The sequence below is a fragment of the Providencia sp. Me31A genome (genome assembly GCF_050487165.1).
Classification (GTDB): Bacteria; Pseudomonadota; Gammaproteobacteria; order Enterobacterales; family Enterobacteriaceae; genus Providencia.
In genome coordinates this window covers 22,774-42,888 of record NZ_JBKQGZ010000027.1, presented here as the reverse complement: position 1 = coordinate 42,888, position 20,115 = coordinate 22,774, and the positions used below count along the sequence as shown (strand labels likewise).

General features: G+C 39.2%; 15 protein-coding genes. 11 read left to right on the top strand and 4 right to left on the bottom strand.

All coding sequences use genetic code 11. The features are described from left to right. The first annotated feature begins 1 nt into the window (after position 1). From lpoB to umoD, 7 genes are all read left to right on the top strand, one after another. Complete coding sequence (gene lpoB, locus ACLPIE_RS19175) at positions 2–571, top strand: penicillin-binding protein activator LpoB (protein ID WP_430263318.1); 570 nt, start codon at positions 2–4, stop codon at positions 569–571. Then, positions 534–1,436, top strand: coding sequence for a phosphotransferase (locus tag ACLPIE_RS19170; protein WP_430263317.1), 903 nt, complete (start codon positions 534–536; stop codon positions 1,434–1,436). The genes lpoB and ACLPIE_RS19170 overlap by 38 nt, the downstream gene beginning before the upstream one ends. A 64-nt stretch (positions 1,437–1,500) precedes the next feature. Next, a complete protein-coding gene (nagZ, locus tag ACLPIE_RS19165; RefSeq protein ID WP_430263316.1) occupies positions 1,501–2,523 on the top strand; it encodes a beta-N-acetylhexosaminidase in 1,023 nt (340 codons plus the stop codon). A 1,375-nt stretch (positions 2,524–3,898) separates the two neighbouring features. Continuing rightward, on the top strand, positions 3,899–5,251 hold the full coding sequence (locus tag ACLPIE_RS19160; RefSeq protein WP_430263315.1) for an OprD family outer membrane porin: 1,353 nt from the start codon (positions 3,899–3,901) through the stop codon (positions 5,249–5,251). A 38-nt stretch (positions 5,252–5,289) separates the two neighbouring features. Then, positions 5,290–6,909 (top strand): bifunctional metallophosphatase/5'-nucleotidase, encoded by a 1,620-nt coding sequence (locus ACLPIE_RS19155; protein WP_430263314.1) that lies wholly within the window; start codon positions 5,290–5,292, stop codon positions 6,907–6,909. 420 nt (positions 6,910–7,329) lie between these two features. Beyond that, positions 7,330–8,634: an NAD(P)/FAD-dependent oxidoreductase gene (locus ACLPIE_RS19150; protein ID WP_430263313.1), complete on the top strand. Its 1,305-nt coding sequence runs from the start codon at positions 7,330–7,332 to the stop codon at positions 8,632–8,634. A 587-nt stretch (positions 8,635–9,221) separates the two neighbouring features. After that, positions 9,222–9,818 (top strand): UmoD family flagellar biogenesis regulator, encoded by a 597-nt coding sequence (gene umoD, locus ACLPIE_RS19145; protein ID WP_430263312.1) that lies wholly within the window; start codon positions 9,222–9,224, stop codon positions 9,816–9,818. A 64-nt stretch (positions 9,819–9,882) separates the two neighbouring features. On the opposite strand, the gene mfd is transcribed toward umoD, so the two are convergent. After that, complete coding sequence (mfd, locus tag ACLPIE_RS19140; protein ID WP_430263311.1) at positions 9,883–13,326, bottom strand: transcription-repair coupling factor; 3,444 nt, start codon at positions 13,324–13,326, stop codon at positions 9,883–9,885. A 276-nt stretch (positions 13,327–13,602) separates the two neighbouring features. Here mfd and lolC point away from each other — a divergent pair, with 276 nt between their 5' ends. From lolC to lolE, 3 genes are read left to right on the top strand one after another with little or no spacing between them, the layout of a single operon-like run. Then, positions 13,603–14,805 carry a lipoprotein-releasing ABC transporter permease subunit LolC gene (lolC, locus tag ACLPIE_RS19135; RefSeq protein WP_430263310.1) on the top strand — a complete coding sequence of 401 codons (1,203 nt, stop codon included), beginning with the start codon at positions 13,603–13,605 and terminating at the stop codon, positions 14,803–14,805. After that, complete coding sequence (gene lolD / locus ACLPIE_RS19130) at positions 14,798–15,499, top strand: lipoprotein-releasing ABC transporter ATP-binding protein LolD (RefSeq protein ID WP_430263309.1); 702 nt, start codon at positions 14,798–14,800, stop codon at positions 15,497–15,499. The genes lolC and lolD overlap by 8 nt, the downstream gene beginning before the upstream one ends. Continuing rightward, complete coding sequence (gene lolE, locus ACLPIE_RS19125; RefSeq protein WP_430263308.1) at positions 15,499–16,746, top strand: lipoprotein-releasing ABC transporter permease subunit LolE; 1,248 nt, start codon at positions 15,499–15,501, stop codon at positions 16,744–16,746. The genes lolD and lolE overlap by 1 nt, the downstream gene beginning before the upstream one ends. 74 nt (positions 16,747–16,820) lie before the next feature. On the opposite strand, the gene ACLPIE_RS19120 is transcribed toward lolE, so the two are convergent. Both ACLPIE_RS19120 and ACLPIE_RS19115 read right to left on the bottom strand, forming a co-directional pair. Beyond that, positions 16,821–17,369 carry a class IV adenylate cyclase gene (locus ACLPIE_RS19120; RefSeq protein WP_430263307.1) on the bottom strand — a complete coding sequence of 183 codons (549 nt, stop codon included), beginning with the start codon at positions 17,367–17,369 and terminating at the stop codon, positions 16,821–16,823. Between the two features lie 126 nt (positions 17,370–17,495). Next, the gene (locus tag ACLPIE_RS19115) at positions 17,496–17,984 is read right to left on the bottom strand and encodes a TIGR00645 family protein (RefSeq protein ID WP_430263306.1); all 489 of its coding nucleotides are present in this window, start codon (positions 17,982–17,984) and stop codon (positions 17,496–17,498) included. A gap of 341 nt (positions 17,985–18,325) precedes the next feature. Here ACLPIE_RS19115 and cobB point away from each other — a divergent pair, with 341 nt between their 5' ends. Continuing rightward, positions 18,326–19,156 carry a Sir2 family NAD+-dependent deacetylase gene (gene cobB / locus ACLPIE_RS19110; RefSeq protein WP_430263336.1) on the top strand — a complete coding sequence of 277 codons (831 nt, stop codon included), beginning with the start codon at positions 18,326–18,328 and terminating at the stop codon, positions 19,154–19,156. Between the two features lie 64 nt (positions 19,157–19,220). Here cobB and ACLPIE_RS19105 read toward each other — a convergent pair whose 3' ends face one another. Further along, the gene (locus ACLPIE_RS19105; protein ID WP_430263304.1) at positions 19,221–19,931 is read right to left on the bottom strand and encodes an SDR family oxidoreductase; all 711 of its coding nucleotides are present in this window, start codon (positions 19,929–19,931) and stop codon (positions 19,221–19,223) included. Positions 19,932–20,115 lie beyond the last annotated feature (184 nt).

Here is a 20,115-nt window from a genome sequence, read left to right as displayed (position 1 = left end):
CATGAAGCGGATCTTAATGGTTGCAGCCGCAACTTTAATTTTGGCAGGGTGCCCATCATACCCACCACAGACGCCACCTCCGATTGTTCCTATTGAACCTGAACAACCGCCTGAGGTCACGCCACCACCAATAGATGTGGTACCTACACCACCAAAACAACAAACGACAGATTGGTCAGCATCAATTAGTCCGCTTGTCAGCCAGATGGTGAGCGAAGATGGTGTCGAAAGCGGCAAAGTGTTGTTAGTTGATTCAGTAAAAAATAATACTAACGGTACATTGCCTGTACAAGCGGTGACATCTGCCATGACAACGATTGTCGAAAATACGCAGCGTTTCAAAGTGGTTCCACCAAGTGTCGTGAGCTCGGCTCGTAAAACATTAGGGTTATCGCAAGAAGATAGCTTGGTTACTCGTAGTAAGGCTATTGGATTAGGTCGCTATGTACAGGCTGACTATGTGATTTACAGTGTAATTTCAGGCTCAAATAAAGACCGAACTCTTGAAATGCAGCTAATGGAAGTACAAAACGGTGAAATCGTTTGGTCTGGAAAACACAGTATTGAGTAATACGCATTCTCTTTTTTTATTACTCAAACAGCATTTCCCTTTGATTTTAACTCAAAACTGGGAAATGTTACCGCTTTCAGGGTTATCCGGTGGCAGTTATTTACTACAAAGCCAGCAAATGGATAATCCTATCAGGTTAATAGCGCGAACTGAGGGTAAAACGCAGTCTGCACTGTATGTTGACCGCCGTAAAGAGGCGAGTATTTTACGGCAACTTCATAACTGCCCATTTGTACCTAAGGTGATAGGACATAATTCACAATGGTTACTATTAGATTGGTGTGATGGGCAACATCCCGATCCGACAACGTTTGTGTCTGAAAATTTCCAAAGCCATCTTGCAAAAACCATTGCACAATTGCACTGTTCTCCATTGTTGGGCTACCGTTTGCAGCTACGTGATGAAATAGCGCATTATGGCGGTTTTATTGATGTAAAACGCTTCTCACCACGTTGGAAAAGGCTGCATCATCATTTTCTTTTTGCGACAATGCCAAAAACATTAAAGTTGGCACCAGCCCATATGGACATCCATGCAAAGAATATCGTTTCTTCAAAAACAGGGACATTAATGCTTTTAGATTGGGAATATGCGGCGAATACGGATATTGCCTTTTCGTTAGAAACCTATTTTCAATTTAATCACCTGACAGATAAGCAACGACAGTTTTTTCTCACTCAATATTGTGATATTGCAGGTGCATATCGAAACAAACAACAATTAAATCATCACTGCAAATTATGGGCTCCTTGGGTAAAATATATGACATTAATGTGGTACGAAGTGCAGTGGAATGAAAGTCACTTGCCACATTTTTTGTTAAGCTCGCAGTCACTGCGACAATATTTTGGGTTGTTGGCTTGATAGTGAAAAGCTATCGGTGAACAATATCTAATTTAGATACTTAGTTAAGTAAGTGAGGTATGTTATGGGCCCGATAATGCTAGATGTTCAGAGTTATGAACTAGACAGCGAGGAGCGAGAAATATTAGCACACCCATTAGTGGGGGGGGTGATTTTATTTACCCGTAACTTTCATGATGTAGCTCAATTACGAGAGTTAGTGCGTCAAATACGCGATGCATCAAGACACCGCTTGCTTATTGCCGTGGATCAAGAAGGAGGACGCGTACAGCGTTTTCGTGATGGTTTCACTGCACTACCTTCTGCGCAAGCCTTCGCCGCATTAAATAGTTCAATGGATGGGGCAAAGCTGGCACAGGAAGCTGGGTGGTTAATGGCATCTGAAATGATTGCAATGGATATAGATATTAGCTTTGCTCCAGTACTGGATCTTGGTCATCAAAGCATTGCCATAGGTGAGCGTTCATTTCATGAGGACCCAGAAATAGCCATGGTGATGGCGGAGCGTTTTATTAAAGGCATGCATAGTGCTGGGATGAAAACGACAGGTAAGCACTTTCCAGGGCATGGTGCAGTTAAAGCGGATTCACATAAGGAAACGCCTCGGGATGACCGTTCGTTAGACATCATCCGTGGTCAGGATATGTCAATATTTAAGGATTTTATCCAGCGTGAATTATTAGATGCCATTATGCCAGCCCATGTAATTTATACACAAGCGGATGAACGCCCTGCCAGCGGGTCGCCATTTTGGTTAAAATCAGTATTACGAGAGCAACTTGGTTTTAATGGTGTAATTTTCTCGGATGATTTGTCAATGGAAGGGGCGGCTATTATGGGGAGTTATCCTGAAAGGGCTAAAGCGTCTTTGAATGCAGGTTGTGACATGATCCTCGTGTGTAATAACCGTGAAGGGGCGGTGAGTGTATTGGATAATTTACCAAAACAGTCTGATAGCCAAGCATCCAAGTTGTATCATAGTGGCCGTCAATATAGTCTAACTGAGTTACAAAGTGTGGCTCGTTGGCAAAATAGCCATCGCCAGCTAGTCGATTTACACCAAAGGTGGCAAGAGCATCACCAATAGTGCCAACTCAAGCTCAATAACAATAAGGCCAGTAGATAAATATGCTACTGGCTTTTTTATGTCGCTTTTATTAATTGAAAGTTGAGTTTATTTTGCGGTAGAGATTCAGGGCTTTTATGGAGAAAGTTACCCGTAACGTAATTTAGATGGTTTGTATGATAATAGCTAAATTGTGAATTTAAATATAGGAGGTAAAATTTTTTCAAGAAAAATAACTAATGATTTGTGTTTTTAAATTAAAATATAAAAAAACATTAGAAATTAATATCAAAAAACTAGCTAAGTCATATTTGTTATCATCTCATATCGGAATAAACGCTTTTTTGGCGTAATGCACCATGTATTTGGCTTAGTAATTAATTTTTATTGTGGGTTTGTAGGTTGATTCTGATTGAATGTACAGATAAATGAAAAAAATAAGAGTAAAGGTTAAGAAAAATTTAAATCAATAAACATGAAAGAAGCAGGTGAAGTTTAGCTACTAAATAATTTTTATATTTTTCCTTCAATTTTAAGTAGCACTAAATCGAATAAAATTTAATCTTTTACACTGTAACATTTATAATGCATAAGAAAGTTAGATTATAATAGAATATATAATTTATGCTGGCCATATAGGATTATCCGAGATTAAATAAGGTATATTAAAATCTATATTTAACTAATTGGTTATTTTAACTTTAAATTTTTAAAGCAATTAATTAATGGTTGCATTGTAAGCAGTAATTTTCACATAATTTAACTGCTCCAATAGGCATAGCCTATAAAGTGTGATTGACATCACTAATGATAGGTAGCCTAATGCAACTTATGTAACATGTTGTGACAGTGATCGTTTTAATTGACATAAAATTACGATAGCATACGCTTCATGATGTATTCATGACAGTAATGAGTGGTAATCAAAAGTTTGAAAAGTAACAAATAAATAATTCTGTTTTTAAGTCAAATAATAAATCTTAGATTGAGATGGTTATTTATCATGCAATTGTTTTATTTTCCGTATATCAAATGACGGAGGTAATACTGAATAAATGGATATTTTCAATATAATTTTGTTATTTACTAAAAGAAATTTTCTTATCACAAAAAATATAAATTTTGAGCAAGGTGAGAGTGACAAATAATTAAAATCTATCACATCGTGCTATAGGAAAAACGCCTTAGTTACAGTAATAAGTAAACACTATGCAGTAAATTTACTGTATGAATTTTTTATTTTAAAAATTGACTTTTGTGTTTGAAATGGATGTATACAGTTTGTATTTAAGTTAAATTTTTCGATTAAGCTAAAAATAAAAATGGTGTTTGTTGTCCTTGGAAACAAGGTTCAATACAAAATTAATTCAAATAATCATTAACTAGGTTAATTTCAATGAAAGTTAAAAATATTGCGCTATTAATGCTTTCTCCTTGCTGTTTAGCGGTAGCAATGGCAAATGCCAGCAACTGGGAAAACACAATCAAAGAAAATTCATTTGTTGCAGATTCTGAGTTAGAGCTATCAACTCGCAATATGTGGAAATACTTAAAAACAGAAAACCGTTTTGATAAAGATGAACAGCGTTACCGTAAACAAGTTGCTAATGCTTGGGGACAAAACTTTCAGGCTGATTTTAAATCAGGTTATTTCGCGGATGTGATAGGCTTTGATGCTTCCTACTATGGTGGTATTAAATTAGGCGCGAGTAAAGACTTCGCCTCCCGTGCAATTTTATATAACGACGATGGTCATGCAAAAGGTTATAACAAAATTGGTCAACGTTATGCAAAAGTAAAATTGGATCTTGAACCTGTAAAATTCAATGCAAAAGCAGGTTGGTTTACGCTGAAAAATAAAGGTATTTTCACTAACTCACAACGTTTATCACTAAATAGCTACAGCGGTTATTACACCAATACTGCACTTGGTGATTGGAACTTGGATTTAATGTATCTCGACAAAAAAGTGATGCGTCGTGATAGCCCGAATATTGATGCTATGTATTTCACTGATGCGAATGGTGTGCGTCACAATGTTAACCACGTGATCACGGGGGGTATCAATTACGATACTAAACCACTTCAAGTACATTATTTCTATGGTCAAGCGGATGATTTATTCCGTCAACAAGGTCTTGAAGCTAAATATAGACTAACTTCCGATGTGACTCTTGGTACGCAGATTTATAACCATGAGTACGGTAGTGACGGTAAGCGTACTGAAAAAAATGATGCAAAAGGTAGACGTAACTTTGATAAACATGCATGGCACTATGCAGGAACTGCTGAATGGCGTGTTCCTGAGACGCCATGGAAACTGAGTGGTGGTTTAACTTATACCCAAGCGAAAAAAGCAAATGGTGTTGGTCAATTTGCGCGTAACCCAATCGGTAATACCCGTGGTCGTTTTAATTCACCTGCATACGCAGATATCGACTATGTTCGTGATGGTGAAACCATGCTTGCGTTAGCGGCAGAATACCGAGTGAGTAGAGAGCTGTCTGTAGGGGCACGTACCAACTATTCAGAATTTAAATATGAAGGTGAAAGACTGAAACAAGGGCAATTAGGTCTGTTTAGCTACTGGAAACCAACTGAAAACTTGTCTGTTTCGTTAAGTGGCGGGCTGGGTTGGCACCATCGTCAAGAAAATGACTACACAACGCCAAAATTGTATGACGGTCACTCACGTCGTGCCCATTCATTATCTGGTTCTATGACAACGACTTATCGCTTCAAAATGTAATCAATAGCAAAGCGCGGTTTATAAAAAAGGTAAGATAAATGAAACACAAAATTGGATTACTCACCCTAATGATCTCAGGGGCTCTACTGGCGGGTTGTGCACATAAAACAACGGATACCGTTAAAGTTCAAGTGATTGGTATCAATGATTTTCATGGAGCATTGCAGGCACCAGGCGATGGTAAGTTAGGTGGAATTGAGTCAATCGCGACATTAGTTGGCCAACTAAGAGCGCAAAATGATAATACAATTGTAGTCGGAGCAGGGGATTTAGTGGGAGCAAGCCCATTATTATCATCTATGTTTTACGATGAGCCAACGATTGAAGCGTTAAGCGCTATTGGCATGGAAACCAGTGCGGTTGGTAACCATGAGTTTGATAAAGGTAAAGAAGAGCTGTTAAGAAAGCAAAATGGTGGATGCCATCCAACGGCGGGTTGTGTTGGTAAAGATTCATTTGCCGGTGCAGATTTTAACTACTTAGCAGCTAACGTTATTGTGAAAGAAACAGGCGAAACACTGTTCCCGTCTTACTTTATTAAGGAGTTTGATGGTATTCCAATGGCATTTATCGGTCTGACCTTGGAAGGTACGCCAGCAATCGTTACGCCAAGTGGAACGGCGGGTTTAGAGTTCAAAAATGAAGTTGAAACGATTAATAACCAAGTTAAGTTATTAAAAGCGCAAGGCATCAATAGTATTGGTGTGTTGATCCATGAAGGTGCTACCCAACAAGTTGATACTAAAGTTAAAGATATTAACCGTTGTGACAATATCAAGGGGCCAATTGTTGATATCGTCAATCAATTAGATGGTGCTGTTGATTTTGTGGTTAGCGGCCATACTCATCAGGCCTATAATTGTGAAATTAATGGTAAAACGGTCATTTCCGCTCAATCTAACGGAACTTTACTTTCTCAATTAAATATTGAGATAGATAAAAATACTAAAGATATTGTTAGCATTAAAGCGAAAAATATCCCAGTAGAAACGAGTCGTTATGAGAAAAACCCTGAGTTAACCACTTTCGTACAAAAATACGAAAAAATTGCGTTACCTATTTCACAAGAAGTGATGGGAACATTGAGTGCCAACGCAGATAAAAAATTATTGTCAGGTGGTGATTCTACGCTGGGTAAAATTATTGCCGATGGACAATTATATGTGGCTTCAAATAAAGAGGCTGGTGGCGCTCAAATTGCATTTATGAACAGTGGCGGTATTCGTGCTGACATGAAAGCAGGGCAACAAACATATGGCGATATCTTTACCGTTCAGCCATTCTCTAACGTGGTTGTGACGCAGTCATTGACGGGGGCTCAAATTAAGCAAGCATTGGAACAGCAATGGGATCGTGCTCGCCCACAAGTGATGCCTGTTTCTAAAGGTTTCTATTATGAGTGGGATGACAGTCGTCCAGTTGGCGATAAAGTTATTCCAAACTCAATAAAATTAAATGGTAAACCGTTAGATATGAATAAAACTTATCGCGTGGCTGCTAATGAATTCTTAGCAACGGGAGGAAGCCGTTTCTCTGCATTTAACCAAGGTAAAGACCGTATTTATAGCGTGCCAGATAACGAAGCGTTAATGCAATACTTTAAAGATAACTCACCAGTTGCAGTACCTACTGATGTGCGTATCAAAAAAATCAAATAACTCAAGCTATTAGCTTAAACATCAACCCCGAAAGTGGCATCATTTTTGGGGTTTTTTATCCCCTTTCATGCGCATTTCCCTCTTTGTCATTAACTCCAGTGAACCATTGTGTGTAAATACAATAATGATATAATAATGATTCTCATTATCACATATTATATTTGTGGTTTTTCACTAATAAATACATCAATAGTTGTTAGCTGACTCGATTCGTTTATTGGTGAAAAATGATTTGACGCAGTCTGATGCTGTCATAATAATCAATCAAATTGACATGGATCAATATTTGGTATTACCAATAGACCAAGCATGATATTCTTCAGCAACATTTTGGTATATGGCATGACTTCTTATTGTTATCTAAGGTTTTTATGATGAGAAATCTTAAATAACATTAATATATTTTGTTTCGAGGAATTTATGACCTTATCTCAACCCAAAATTATCGTTGTGGGGGGCGGAGCTGGTGGATTGGAGCTAGCAACGCGTTTAGGCCGCAAATTAGGGCGTAAAAAACGAGCACAGGTAACATTGGTGGATCGCAACCCTAGCCATTTATGGAAACCGCTGTTACATGAAGTGGCAACAGGTTCATTAGATGATGGTGTTGATGCGATAAGTTATTTGGCTCATGCACGTCATAATGCATTTAGTTTTCAATTAGGTTCATTAACCAATATCGATCGTGAAAATAAAAAAGTGGTGCTTGGTGAACTTTATGATAAGCAGGGTGAATTATTAGTTCCACTACGTGAGTTGGAATACGATATTTTAGTCATGGCGTTAGGAAGTGCTTCGAATGATTTCGGTACACTAGGCGTTAAAGAACACTGCATATTCTTGGATAATCCTCATCAAGCACATCGATTCCACGATGAAATGCTAAATTTATTCCTACGTTATTCGGTCCGTGATAACGCAGAAGAAAAAGTGAATATTGCGATAGTCGGCGGTGGCGCAACAGGGGTTGAATTATCAGCTGAGCTGTATAATGCCGTTGAACAACTTACTAGTTACGGTTTTAAAGGGTTAGATACCGATGCGTTAAATGTGACTTTAGTTGAAGCTGGAGAACGTATTTTGCCTGCTTTACCTCCCCGCATTTCTAGTGCTGCTCATCAAGAATTAAATAAGCTTGGTGTCCATGTATTGACAAAAACAATGGTGGTTAGTGCGGATGCGGATGGTTTAAATACTAAAGAAGATGGCAAAATCCATGCAGACCTAATGGTATGGGCAGCTGGGATCAAAGCACCTGATTTTATGAAAGATATCGCAGGGCTCGAAACTAATCGAATCAATCAGCTTGTTGTAAAATCCACCTTGCAAACCACGCGAGACGATATGATTTTTGCCATTGGTGATTGTGCGTCATGTGCTAAACCGGAAGGCGGTTTTGTGCCACCACGTGCTCAATCAGCCCACCAAATGGCGAGTCGTTGTTATGATAACATTTTGGCAATGATGAAAGATAAGCCGTTAAAAGACTATATTTATAAAGATCACGGTTCACTTGTTTCTTTATCTCGTTTTAGTACGGTAGGTAGTTTGATGGGTAACTTAATGCGTGGTGATATGATGGTTGAAGGGCGGATTGCTCGTTTCGTTTATATTTCCTTGTACCGAATGCACCAGATTGCTTTACATGGGTACATTAAAACGGGTCTTATGATGTTAGTCGGGAGTATTAACCGAATTATTCGACCAAAATTAAAACTGCACTAGTGGCAAGCTATTAATTACTTAATCCTACTTTATTGAAATAGATGCACCTAATGTTATTCATTAGGTGCATATTTTTTTATTTCTATAGTTATAGTAACTATGGTTATTAAAAAAACAAAGGCTGAAATTATTTTTTATTTAGTAATGCCAATACATGTAATAAAAAACTATTTAGACTAATTTTTCTTGGCAGTGATTCGATAAGTATTACGAAAATAGATTATAGGGAGAGAAGTTGGATTAAACACATTTTATAAGCTAATGAAATAAATTTATAGAGAGTAATATAATATATTATTTAATTTTATAAATAACGAACAATAGAATATATATGTGCTACAAAAAAACACACCCTTCAAATTACAATATGTTGATATTGAAGTATTTTTTCAATTCATTCATCAGTCATGAAAATGCATTAAATTAATTAATGATAAAATAGACTTTAGTGAATACTGGAACGAGTAAAAATCACCAACAAGAATTTAGGATAATTCTAAAAAACCATATATTATGTATGTAATTATCGAATTATATTAAACAGTAGTTACAATAGATAAAGTTTATTTTTAATAAGGGGCAGCACTATGAAGCTAAAATTTAAGTTGTTATTAGCGATTATAGTGGCTTTCTTTATTGCTTTTTTATTCATGCTTTTTACCCCTAAACCTAATGAAAGTTTAGCAACGGTACTATCCGTCGAACCCATTAAATCTAACCGTCTTGTTGAATACCAAAATTGTAGCGTGACAGGGGTTCTCGGTACTTTCAATCAACAGTCTCTTTCTCGTTTTCACCCTGCACAAAATGAATGTAAAATGTTTTTTATGCTTGAGGCATTGCAAGGCAAAAGCTTCCCTTCATTATTTGATGATCATAACAAAACATGTGTCAGCACACAAAAAATGGAGCTAGTCACTGTAGGCTATGATGTCATATACCAAATTGGTAAAACGGTCGGAAAAGTCAGAACCTCTTATGCACCTTCTATGTTTATTCCATTAAACGAAAAGGGGCAGTTAGTTTTAACATCCTCTAATTCTGTCTGTGAAACAATCCGTCGTGATGTTAAGGAGTTACTTCCTTTTTATTGCTTGCAGCAAAATGATTTACCGCTTTCTGGGAGAAGTTCTGGCATATTAGAAGTACAAGCAAGTCAAAATACATTTGGTTTTATGGAATAGTCATGCTTGGTTGTAGGAAACGGAGAAAGGCTACCTTAATCGATAGCCTTTTATGGTTTAAACTCTAGGCGAGTTGATGCTCTTCAAAGCTTGCCAATAGTTGTTTAATGAACTCAAGACGAGTTGCTCGGTCATTTAAATCATGGAAAAACTTCAAACGAACAGGCCCATCTAAACGATAAGTTTGCGGTTGGTTTTGTAGCAAACTAATTAAGTAATTCGGGTCGACCTTGTTTTTCTCTCCAAATTCAATAAACCCGCCTTTTTCATGAGCTTCAATACGTTTCACGCCTAAAGCCTGTGCGTGCAAACGAATTGCGGCGGAAGCTAACAGGAATTTACCTGCATCAGGTAAGGTTCCAAAGCGATCGATTAACTCTGTCCGTAGTTCATCTAATTCTTGATTATCTTTCGCACTAGCGATTCGTTTATAAAAAGATAGTCGCATATTTACATCATGAATATAATCGTCCGGTAATAGAACCGGCATGCGAAGTTCAACTTCAGTTTGTTGACTGGTTAAGTCTTCTAACGAAGGTTCGCGCCCCTCTTTTAGGGCATCAACTGCGCTTTCTAATAGCTCCATATATAAGGTAAAGCCAATCGTCGTCATTTGGCCACTTTGGTCTTCACCAAGCAATTCACCTGCGCCGCGTATTTCTAGATCGTGGGTAGCAAGTGCAAAACCTGCGCCGAGATCTTCAAGGGAAGATATTGCCTCTAAACGTTTTTGCGCATCCGTTGTCATGGCTTTTGGGTGTGGAGTGAGTAAATATGCATAGGCTTGATGATGGGAGCGTCCTACACGACCACGTAACTGGTGCAATTGTGCAAGCCCAAAATGGTCAGCTCGCTCGATAATAATGGTATTTGCGGTAGGTATATCAATACCTGTTTCGATAATGGTCGTGCATATTAAGACATTGAAACGCTGATGATGAAAATCAGTCATTACCCGTTCAAGCTCACGCTCACGCATTTGACCATGACCAATGACAAAGCGTGCTTCAGGTACTAATTCCTCAAGGCGTGCTTTGGCTTTCTCAATATTTTCAACATCATTATAAAGATAATAAACTTGTCCACCACGCAAGGTTTCACGCAAAATAGCCTCACGGACAACTAAATCATCATACTGACGAACAAAGGTTTTGACCGCTAACCTACGTGCTGGTGGCGTCGCAATAATCGAAAGATCTCGCATTCCACTCATTGCCATATTGAGTGTTCGAGGGATTGGGGTTGCTGTGAGCGTTAAAATATCCACATCGGCACGCATGGCTTTAATGCGTTCTTTATGGCGGACTCCAAAGCGGTGCTCTTCATCCACCACCAATAAGCCTAAATCCCTCCAAACTAAATCACTTTGGAGCAATTTGTGGGTACCAATTAAAATATCTACTTTACCGTCAGCAGCCTCTGTAATGATCTGTTGTTGCTCTTTTGCGGTTTTAAAGCGAGAAAGCATTTCAATACGAACAGGCCAATTGGCGAATCTATCCCTAAAATTATCATAGTGTTGCTGTGCAAGCAGGGTTGTTGGCACTAATACAGCGACTTGCTTGTTATTGCTAATAGCGAGGAAAGCGGCGCGCATAGCCACTTCAGTTTTACCGAAGCCAACATCACCGCACACCAGTCTATCCATAGCTAATGGCTGGCACATATCACTGAGAACGGCGTTGATAGCCATTTCTTGGTCGGGGGTGGTTTCAAATGGGAAACCTTGGCAAAACGATTGATATTGTTCTTTGTCGTGTTTGAAAGCGAAGCCTGCTTTGGCTGCACGTTGAGCATAGATATCAAGTAATTCTGCTGCGACATCCCGCACTTTTTCCGCTGCTTTTTGGCGAGCCCGTCCCCAACTATCACTGCCTAACTTATGGAGTGGTGCATTTTCATCAGCTCCACCCGCATAGCGACTGATTAGGTGTAGTGATGAAACAGGGACGTACAGTTTGTCGTCTCCTGCATAAGTTAAAATTAAATACTCAGCTTTAATACCACCGGCTTCTAGCGTGATTAAACCTTGGTAACGGCCTACACCATGTTCAATATGAACAACGGGTTGTCCAGGTCGTAACTCTGCTAAGTTACGAATGAGTGTATCCGTGTTAATGGCACGACGGTTGTCGGTACGACGACGTACAACACGCTCTCCGAGCAGATCGCTTTCGCAAACTAATGCTTTATGTGCATCTAGTTGAATAAAACCATGCTCAGCAGCACCGATAGTGATACCAAATCGGTTATTTGGCGTGCTCATATAACTGTCAATAATTTCAGGACGAATTTTTAATCGCGCTAATAATTCAGTGACAGTTTCACGGCGACCTTCACTTTCAACGGAAAAGGTAATCGTCCCGTCAAATTGTTCAGTGAATTGGCGCAATTTTTCTAAGGGGTTTTTGCTTTGCCCTTGTATGCTGATATCGGGTAGTGGCTGATAATCTAAATTGGTATTAGCGGCTTTTTCTGCTAATGCTTCAGAGGAAAGCTGAATACGCGGCCATTTTTTTAATGACTGATTAAGCTGCTCAACCGTTAACCATAAATCAGCTGGCGGCAGTAATGGACGCATCGGGTCGACACAACGGCTGTCATAACGTTGTTGTGTATCGACCTGAAAGCGTTCTGCCGCGTCTTGCAGGTTTTGTGAAACAATTAGGCTTGATGATGGTAAATAATCAAATAAAGAGGGCAATGGTTGATCAAAAAATAGCGGCTGCCAATATTCTATCCCGGCAGGTAAAGTATTTTTGCTAACTTGCTGATAAATATGTTCAGGGTCACGACGAACTTCAAAACGTTCGCGCCATTGGCTACGAAAGCGCTCAATAGCGTCTTTATCGGTCGGGAACTCATGAGCAGGGAGTAAATTAATTTGGCTAACTTCTTCAAGAGTGCGTTGCGAGTCAACATCAAATGTTCGCAAACTGTCAATCTCATCATCAAAAAAATCAATACGATAGGGTAATGAACTCCCCATTGGAAACAAATCGAGTAGTGCACCACGTGTTGCATACTCGCCATGCTCTAAGACTTGTTCAACATGGCGATAACCCGCTTTGTCTAATTCATCGCGTAGCTTGTCTCGTGATAACTTATCACCTTTAGCCATTACTAAAGCATGACTAGTTAAAAAATCAGGCGGACAAACTTTCTGCATTAGTGTATTAACAGGAAGAATTAACGCGCCTTTTTGCAAGGTGGGTAAACGATAAAGGGTTGATAAACGATGAGAAATGATTTCTTGGTGAGGGGAGAAATTGTCATATGGCAAAGTTTCCCAATCAGAAAGCGTCTCAATAGGGTGATGTGTAAACTGTTGAATTTCATCCCTTAAGCGTAATGCATTTTGCATATCACGCGTCACAATGACAACCGGCCCATGGTGACGTTGTATCATTTCTCCACATTCAAGCGCACTAGCAGCCCCAATAAGGCAACCTAAATGGCGGACATCGCCACTACGACTAGGGAGTTCATAACGAAATTTTGACGACATAGAAATCTTCGGTATCTCACAGCGATTAGTAAGCAGTTAAACAAGAGTCAGTACAATAATAGACAGTCTTTACATTATTAACACTTAAATAAATTAATGAATAGTTAAACAGTAAAATTAGCAATAATACAATCTGTTTTAACTCGTAATTTGTCTGAAAGACAAACAAAAGGGCAGTCAAGTAAGAAAAAAAACCGCCGAGTGGTTCCATTCATCTATCGTACCCTTTATTATCGCTGAACACTTCGCTTTGGCAACAGGGGCATCATAGATTTCATGCACCAATCTGTCTCTTTATTTATAGGTCTACGCTATTTGCGTGGACGTGCAGTTGATAAGTTCGGACGCTTTGTGTCCAGTTTATCGGCTATTGGTATCACATTAGGCGTCGCAGCGTTAATCACAGTGACGTCAGTGATGAATGGGTTCGAGCGATCGCTACAAGATAGCATACTTGCTTATATGCCGCAGGTAATTTTAACCTCGCCATCGGGGAATATCGACCCGAATAAATACCCCATAACGGGTCTACAGCACCTTAAAGGTGTTAACCGTATTGCACCAATTGTACAGTCTGATGTGGTATTACAAAGCCGTACTAACGTCGGTGTTGGCGTTATGGCGGGGGGAGAACCTTCAGCGCCGTCTTTACTATTAGACAACTTAGTCAGCGGTCAGCGCGATGATCTTAAAGAAGGCAGTTATAATGTATTCTTAGGCAGTAAACTTGCAGAAATACTGGGGGTAAAGCGGGGGGATGATGTCAGGTTGATTATCCCAGGTGTTAGCCAACTTACGCCAATGGGGCGGATTCCGAGCCAACGGTTATTTACTGTCGCTGGTATTTTCCAAACAAATGGTGAAGCTGATACCAGTGAACTGGTTGTGGCTCAACAAGATGCCGCACGAATGCTGCGTTATCCTGCTGGGCATATTACAGGCTGGCGTTTATATCTCGATGAACCTTTGCAAGTCGATGTGTTAAGCAAACAGGAATTACCTGATGGTTTGGTATGGACTGACTGGCGTGAACGTAAAGGGGAATTTTTCCAAGCGGTTCGTATGGAAAAAAATATGATGGGTCTGCTACTTAGCTTAATTATTGCCGTCGCTGCTTTTAATATCATCACGTCGCTATCTTTACTCGTCATGGAAAAACAAGGTGAGGTGGCTATTTTAAAAACACTCGGCTTAAAGCGTGGTCGTATCCTCGCTATCTTTATGATCCAAGGGGCAGGAGCAGGGGTTATTGGCTCATTAGTTGGGACATTATTGGGGACGTTGCTCTCAAGTCAATTAAATGTCTTAATGCCGCTTATTGGTTTATTACCAAAAGGTGTTTCTCTACCCATTGTACTTGACTATTCAGGTATTTTAATTATTGCACTAAGTGCAATGCTGATTTCACTGCTTGCGACGCTATATCCTTCTTGGCGTGCGGCAGCGGTTCAACCTGCAGAGGCTTTACGTTATGAATAAACAACCACTTCTTGTTTGTGAACATTTAAGCAAAACGTATCAAGAAGGGACACTGTCGACGCAAGTGTTGAAAAATGTCAGCTTTTCTATGGGGCTAGGCGAAATGATGGCTATCGTGGGTAGTTCAGGCTCAGGTAAAAGCACCTTGTTACACTTACTGGGTGGGCTAGATACGCCATCTGAAGGTAATGTGATTTTCCGAGGCCAGCATATTAACCAGCTCTCTTCTGATGAGCGCGCGGCTATCCGTAATAAAGATCTCGGTTTTATTTATCAGTTTCACCACCTTTTACCCGACTTCACGGCGTTAGAAAATGTCGCAATGCCTTTATTGATAGGTGGGGTGGCTAAGGAAACAGCTTTTACTAAAGGGACAGCAATATTAGAAGCGGTCGGTTTAGCGCATCGTGCTAGTCATCGTCCTTCTGAGCTATCCGGTGGTGAGCGCCAGCGTGTGGCAATTGCAAGAGCATTGGTGAATGAGCCTGCTCTTGTGTTGGCGGATGAGCCAACTGGTAACCTTGACTTACGTAATGCAAATGCCATTTTTGAGTTGTTAGGAGAACTAAATCGCACACAACGAACGGCTTTTTTAGTGGTCACGCATGATATGGCACTAGCTCGTCGTCTATCCCGTCAATTGGAAATGCGCGATGGGCATTTGCAGCAGGAAATTACCTTGGGGGCGCGGTAATGTCTAAATTGCCACTAACCTTATTAACAGCATTGCGTTTTAGTCGAGGCCGCCGCCGAACTGGGATGGTCTCGTTAGTCTCGATAGTTTCAACATTAGGCATTGTTCTTGGTGTGGCGGTGTTGATTATCGGTTTGAGTGCCATGAATGGATTTGAGCGAGAGCTTAATAATCGTGTCCTATCAGTGGTTCCTCATGGGCAAATATATGCGGTAAAACCGCCGTATAAAGACCTTGAGTTTGCAGAACAAGTGATTCGAAAAACACCCGGTGTCGAAGGGGTTAGCCCATATATCAGTTTTACTGGGTTATTGGAACGTGGAGCGAATTTAAAAGCCATTCAGGTGATGGGGGTTTCCCATGAAACTCAACCGCAAGTCAGTGCATTGCCTCAGTATATCCTTAATGATGCTTGGCAACACTTTGAGGCTGGAAAACAGTCAATCATTTTAGGACAAGGTGTTGCGGATGCGCTCAATGTAGAGGTTGGGGATTGGGTTACTATTATGATCCCCAATACCGATGCTAGTATGAAAATTCAGCAACCTAAACGTATTCGTGTTCAAGTTACAGGGATTTTTAAACTCAGTGGTTTGTTAGATCACCAACTTGCTTTGGTACCGCTGGCGGATGCTCAGGAATACCTTGATTATGGCGATGGGGTCACGGGTTTTGAAATCAAAGCAACTGACCCTTTTATTGCTGATCAGGTGGTTTATGATGCGGGCTTGAAAACCATGCATCATGTCATTGTAAAGAGCTGGATCGGTGATTATGGCTATATGTACAATGATATTCAAATGGTTAGAAGTATCATGTATTTAGCAATGATTTTAGTCATAGGGGTTGCTTGTTTTAATATCGTTTCGACCCTTGTGATGGCAGTGAAAGATAAAAGCAATGATATTGCAGTATTGAGAACATTAGGGGCAAAAGACCGTCAAATCCGTGCGATTTTCTTATGGTATGGGTTATTAGGTGGTTTAGTGGGTTCTTTAATTGGCGTGGTATTAGGGGTAGTTGTATCACTCAATCTAACCACAATAATCAAAGGGTTGGAAGCGATTGTTGGGCACCCAATTTTATCTGGAGATGTTTATTTTATTGACTTCTTACCTTCTGAATTGCATGCAATGGATGTGGTTTATGTGTTAATCACAACAATTATTTTAAGCTTACTTGCCAGCTGGTATCCTGCTCGTCGGGCAAGCAAATTAGACCCCGCACGCATTCTTAGCGGGCAGTAATAAATAGTATTGTAATTAGTATTGATTGAGCCAATCACTTTTGAATATATTAATGTAAAATGTGTTGGCTCTTTTTACTCTTTAGCCTCTAAAAACATTTGTTTATAGCTGCGAGTCTCTATCATTTCCTCAGTAAAACCATAGTATTTAGCTGTATCCATGAGTTGGTTATATAAGCTATCGAGCAATTGTTTCTCGTTGGTCATTATTGCGAACTCAGCGAACCAGCCGATCCCTACAAGATGGTCAATAGTAATGTGGATATCATTTAAAAAGTAAATGCTACGTGTTTTAGTGGTGACTAAATGACAGTGATAGCCTAATGTCACTAGCATGTTTTGTACATGCTGGCAGTCATCAATATTAATGGCTTTGCATTCAGAAGAGGTAGGCCCTTTAACTATCCATAGCTTTATTCCTGATGGTACCATTTCTCTTACACTCATACTGACTTGGTTATTGGCAAGTGGCGAATTTGCGTTTTCGTAGAAATAATCTGTTTCTACATTATTTTCAGTAAATGGTTCTGCGTGATCAGCTTTGATTTTTTGTAAAAAGCGTTCTGGATTGGGCAATTGAAACTTAATTTCAGCTTCATACTTCCCTACAAAGTGTTGGCTCATATAAAATCCCTTATTATCGCCATTTTTAAAGAACGGATATGGTAGCACAAAAAGGATTGCTAACGCTGTATTCAAGAGCCTATTAGTGTTAAATAGGCTCTAATGAATTAATAGTTAAGCCAAAACCTATTTTTTTGTCATTTTATCCAGATAACCCATAACGAACGCAGATAATACAAAGGTTAAATGGATGATGACATACCACATCAGCTTATCATTTTCGACGCTTCTTAAATCCATAAAAATCTTTAGTAAGTGAATGGATGATATTGCAACTATCGAAGCTGCCACCTTATTTTTAAGTGATGAGGCATCCATTTTGCCTAGCCAGCCTAACTTTTCACTGTTTTCAGGAATATCCATTTGCGAGACAAAGTTTTCATAGCCTGAAAACATCACCATAACTAATAATCCACCAACTAATGCCATATCAATTAATGATAATAGCGCTAGGATCAAGTCAGCTTCAGGGATAGCTAAGATATTGGGTAAGATATGGTAGAGTTCTTGGAAGAACTTAATCGTTAAAGCCAATAGTGTCAGTGAAAGTCCAAAATAAATAGGCGCTAATATCCAACGTGAAGCATACATTGCTCTTTCGAAAAACTTTTCCATGAAACCCCTTTAAGTGATGAACAGTCTTTTGCAGTTAAATCTGCGAGGCGTATTCTAACGGTAGGAAGCACCATCAAGAAAGGTTTTTTTCTTGTTTTATAGTTGTGCGATTTTTGCATTGATTGCATGAAAAAATAATGAAATATGTATGATAAAAAGGTGATAAATTCGATACCCTCGATATTTTTATTTGCATTCATCAGAGTGATACGCTCTAGTATATTAATGTTTAAACAATATATGAAAATTAGACAGCAAAAAATTTACTGAGTCTTAAGGGGCTTAGCATGAAATCGTGTTGCCAATGATTCAGAGACATGGATGAAAGGAAGTTTTTGATGTTGCGATATCGTCATAGATTAAAAAAGGCTCGTAAAAATAAGTGTGTACGCCGTCAGCGGCTTCGCAACCGGTCTTTTTATATAGATAACAGACAAACTGATATGAAAAAAGTAAATGTTGTTGTATTAACTGGAGCAGGAATTTCTGCGGAATCAGGTATTCAAACATTTCGCTCCGCAGATGGATTGTGGGAGGAACACCGTGTAGAGGATGTTGCTACCCCTGAAGGCTTTGAACGTAACCCTAAACTTGTGCAGCGTTTTTATAATGAGCGCCGCAGGCAGCTACAACAAGAAAATATTAAGCCAAATGCTGCACATTTTGCCTTGGCTCAACTTGAGGAGTTATTAGGTGATCGCTTTTTGTTGGTCACACAAAATATAGATAACTTACATGAAAGAGCCGGAAGTAAGCGTATTATCCATATGCATGGTGAACTATTAAAAGTGCGGTGTAATTGGTCTAATCAGGTACTCGAGTGGAAAGGAGATCTTACTGTTGAGGAACGTTGTCACTGCTGCCAATTCCCTCAGCCATTGCGCCCACATATTGTTTGGTTTGGTGAAATGCCGATTGGGATGGATTATATTTATCAATCGATTGAGTCAGCGACGATATTTATTTCAATTGGAACGTCAGGACATGTTTATCCGGCGGCGGGTTTTGTCCATGAAGCTAAACTTCATGGTGCTCATACAGTTGAATTAAATTTAGAGCCTAGCCAAGTTGAAAGTGAATTTGATGAAAAACATTATGGCTTAGCGAGTAAAGTAGTCGTTGAATATATTAATAAGCTTATTGCGGAATTACGGGTTGAAAACACCGTATAATAATCATAATTGGATGTCTCAAGAAATCTCATAAAGGGAAAACGAGCCGTTTTCCCTATTGACGTTATACGTTTTCATCCATCATCGCAGGCATAGTGATTTCTTTAACACAGGTTGCATCGCTAGTACTTAAGATAAAACGTACTGCATTGATGACGTCTTGTAGTGGAATTAATTGGCCATCACTTTTTTCGATGACGTCACTTACAGGAACAGATAAAGGGAACTCAGTGGCAAGATAGCCCAAGTTAAGAATAGAAATACCAATTTTATCTTTACGCAGAGTTTCTCTTAATGATTGAACGATGCCTCTTAATGCATATTTTGTTGCAGAGAATGTCACTTCTTTCCCGTTATGATTGTCTAATCCCCAAGTCGAACCAATTAAAATAATTTTACTATTTTGGGCTAGGCGTAAATTGGGTAACAATGCTTTTAAATTTAATAAACAAGCACTAATATTGGTTTGGATGATATTGAGCAGTTCAATATCATCGGTTGTTTCAAATTGATATTCATCGTTAAAAGCCAGTTTTTCCCAGATACCAACATTATAAATTAACGTATTAATTGGTTGCTGCTTAATGATACTTTTAATTGTATTTGCACATTGAACATCATTTAAATCAGCTTGGAGCCAATGGAAGTTGGTTTGCTCAAAAGGGGGTTTAGAGCGAGAAACACCATAAACCGTGTCTTCGTTTGTTGAGATGCCGTCAACAAGCGCCTTTCCTAGACCTTTGCTGACACCGTAAATTAAATATGTTTTTGACATAACAACCCTTATGGCTCAGATAAAAATTAGTGCTAATTAAGAAAAAAGGTAAATAAAATAATGCATCATATATAGCACATCATGACGAAAGGATAATTGTCGTTTAATGCAGTCCGTGAACATTGCTTAACGTAATTCACTGTTTTGATTTAAAAGTAAATAATTACTTAGTATGCCTACTATA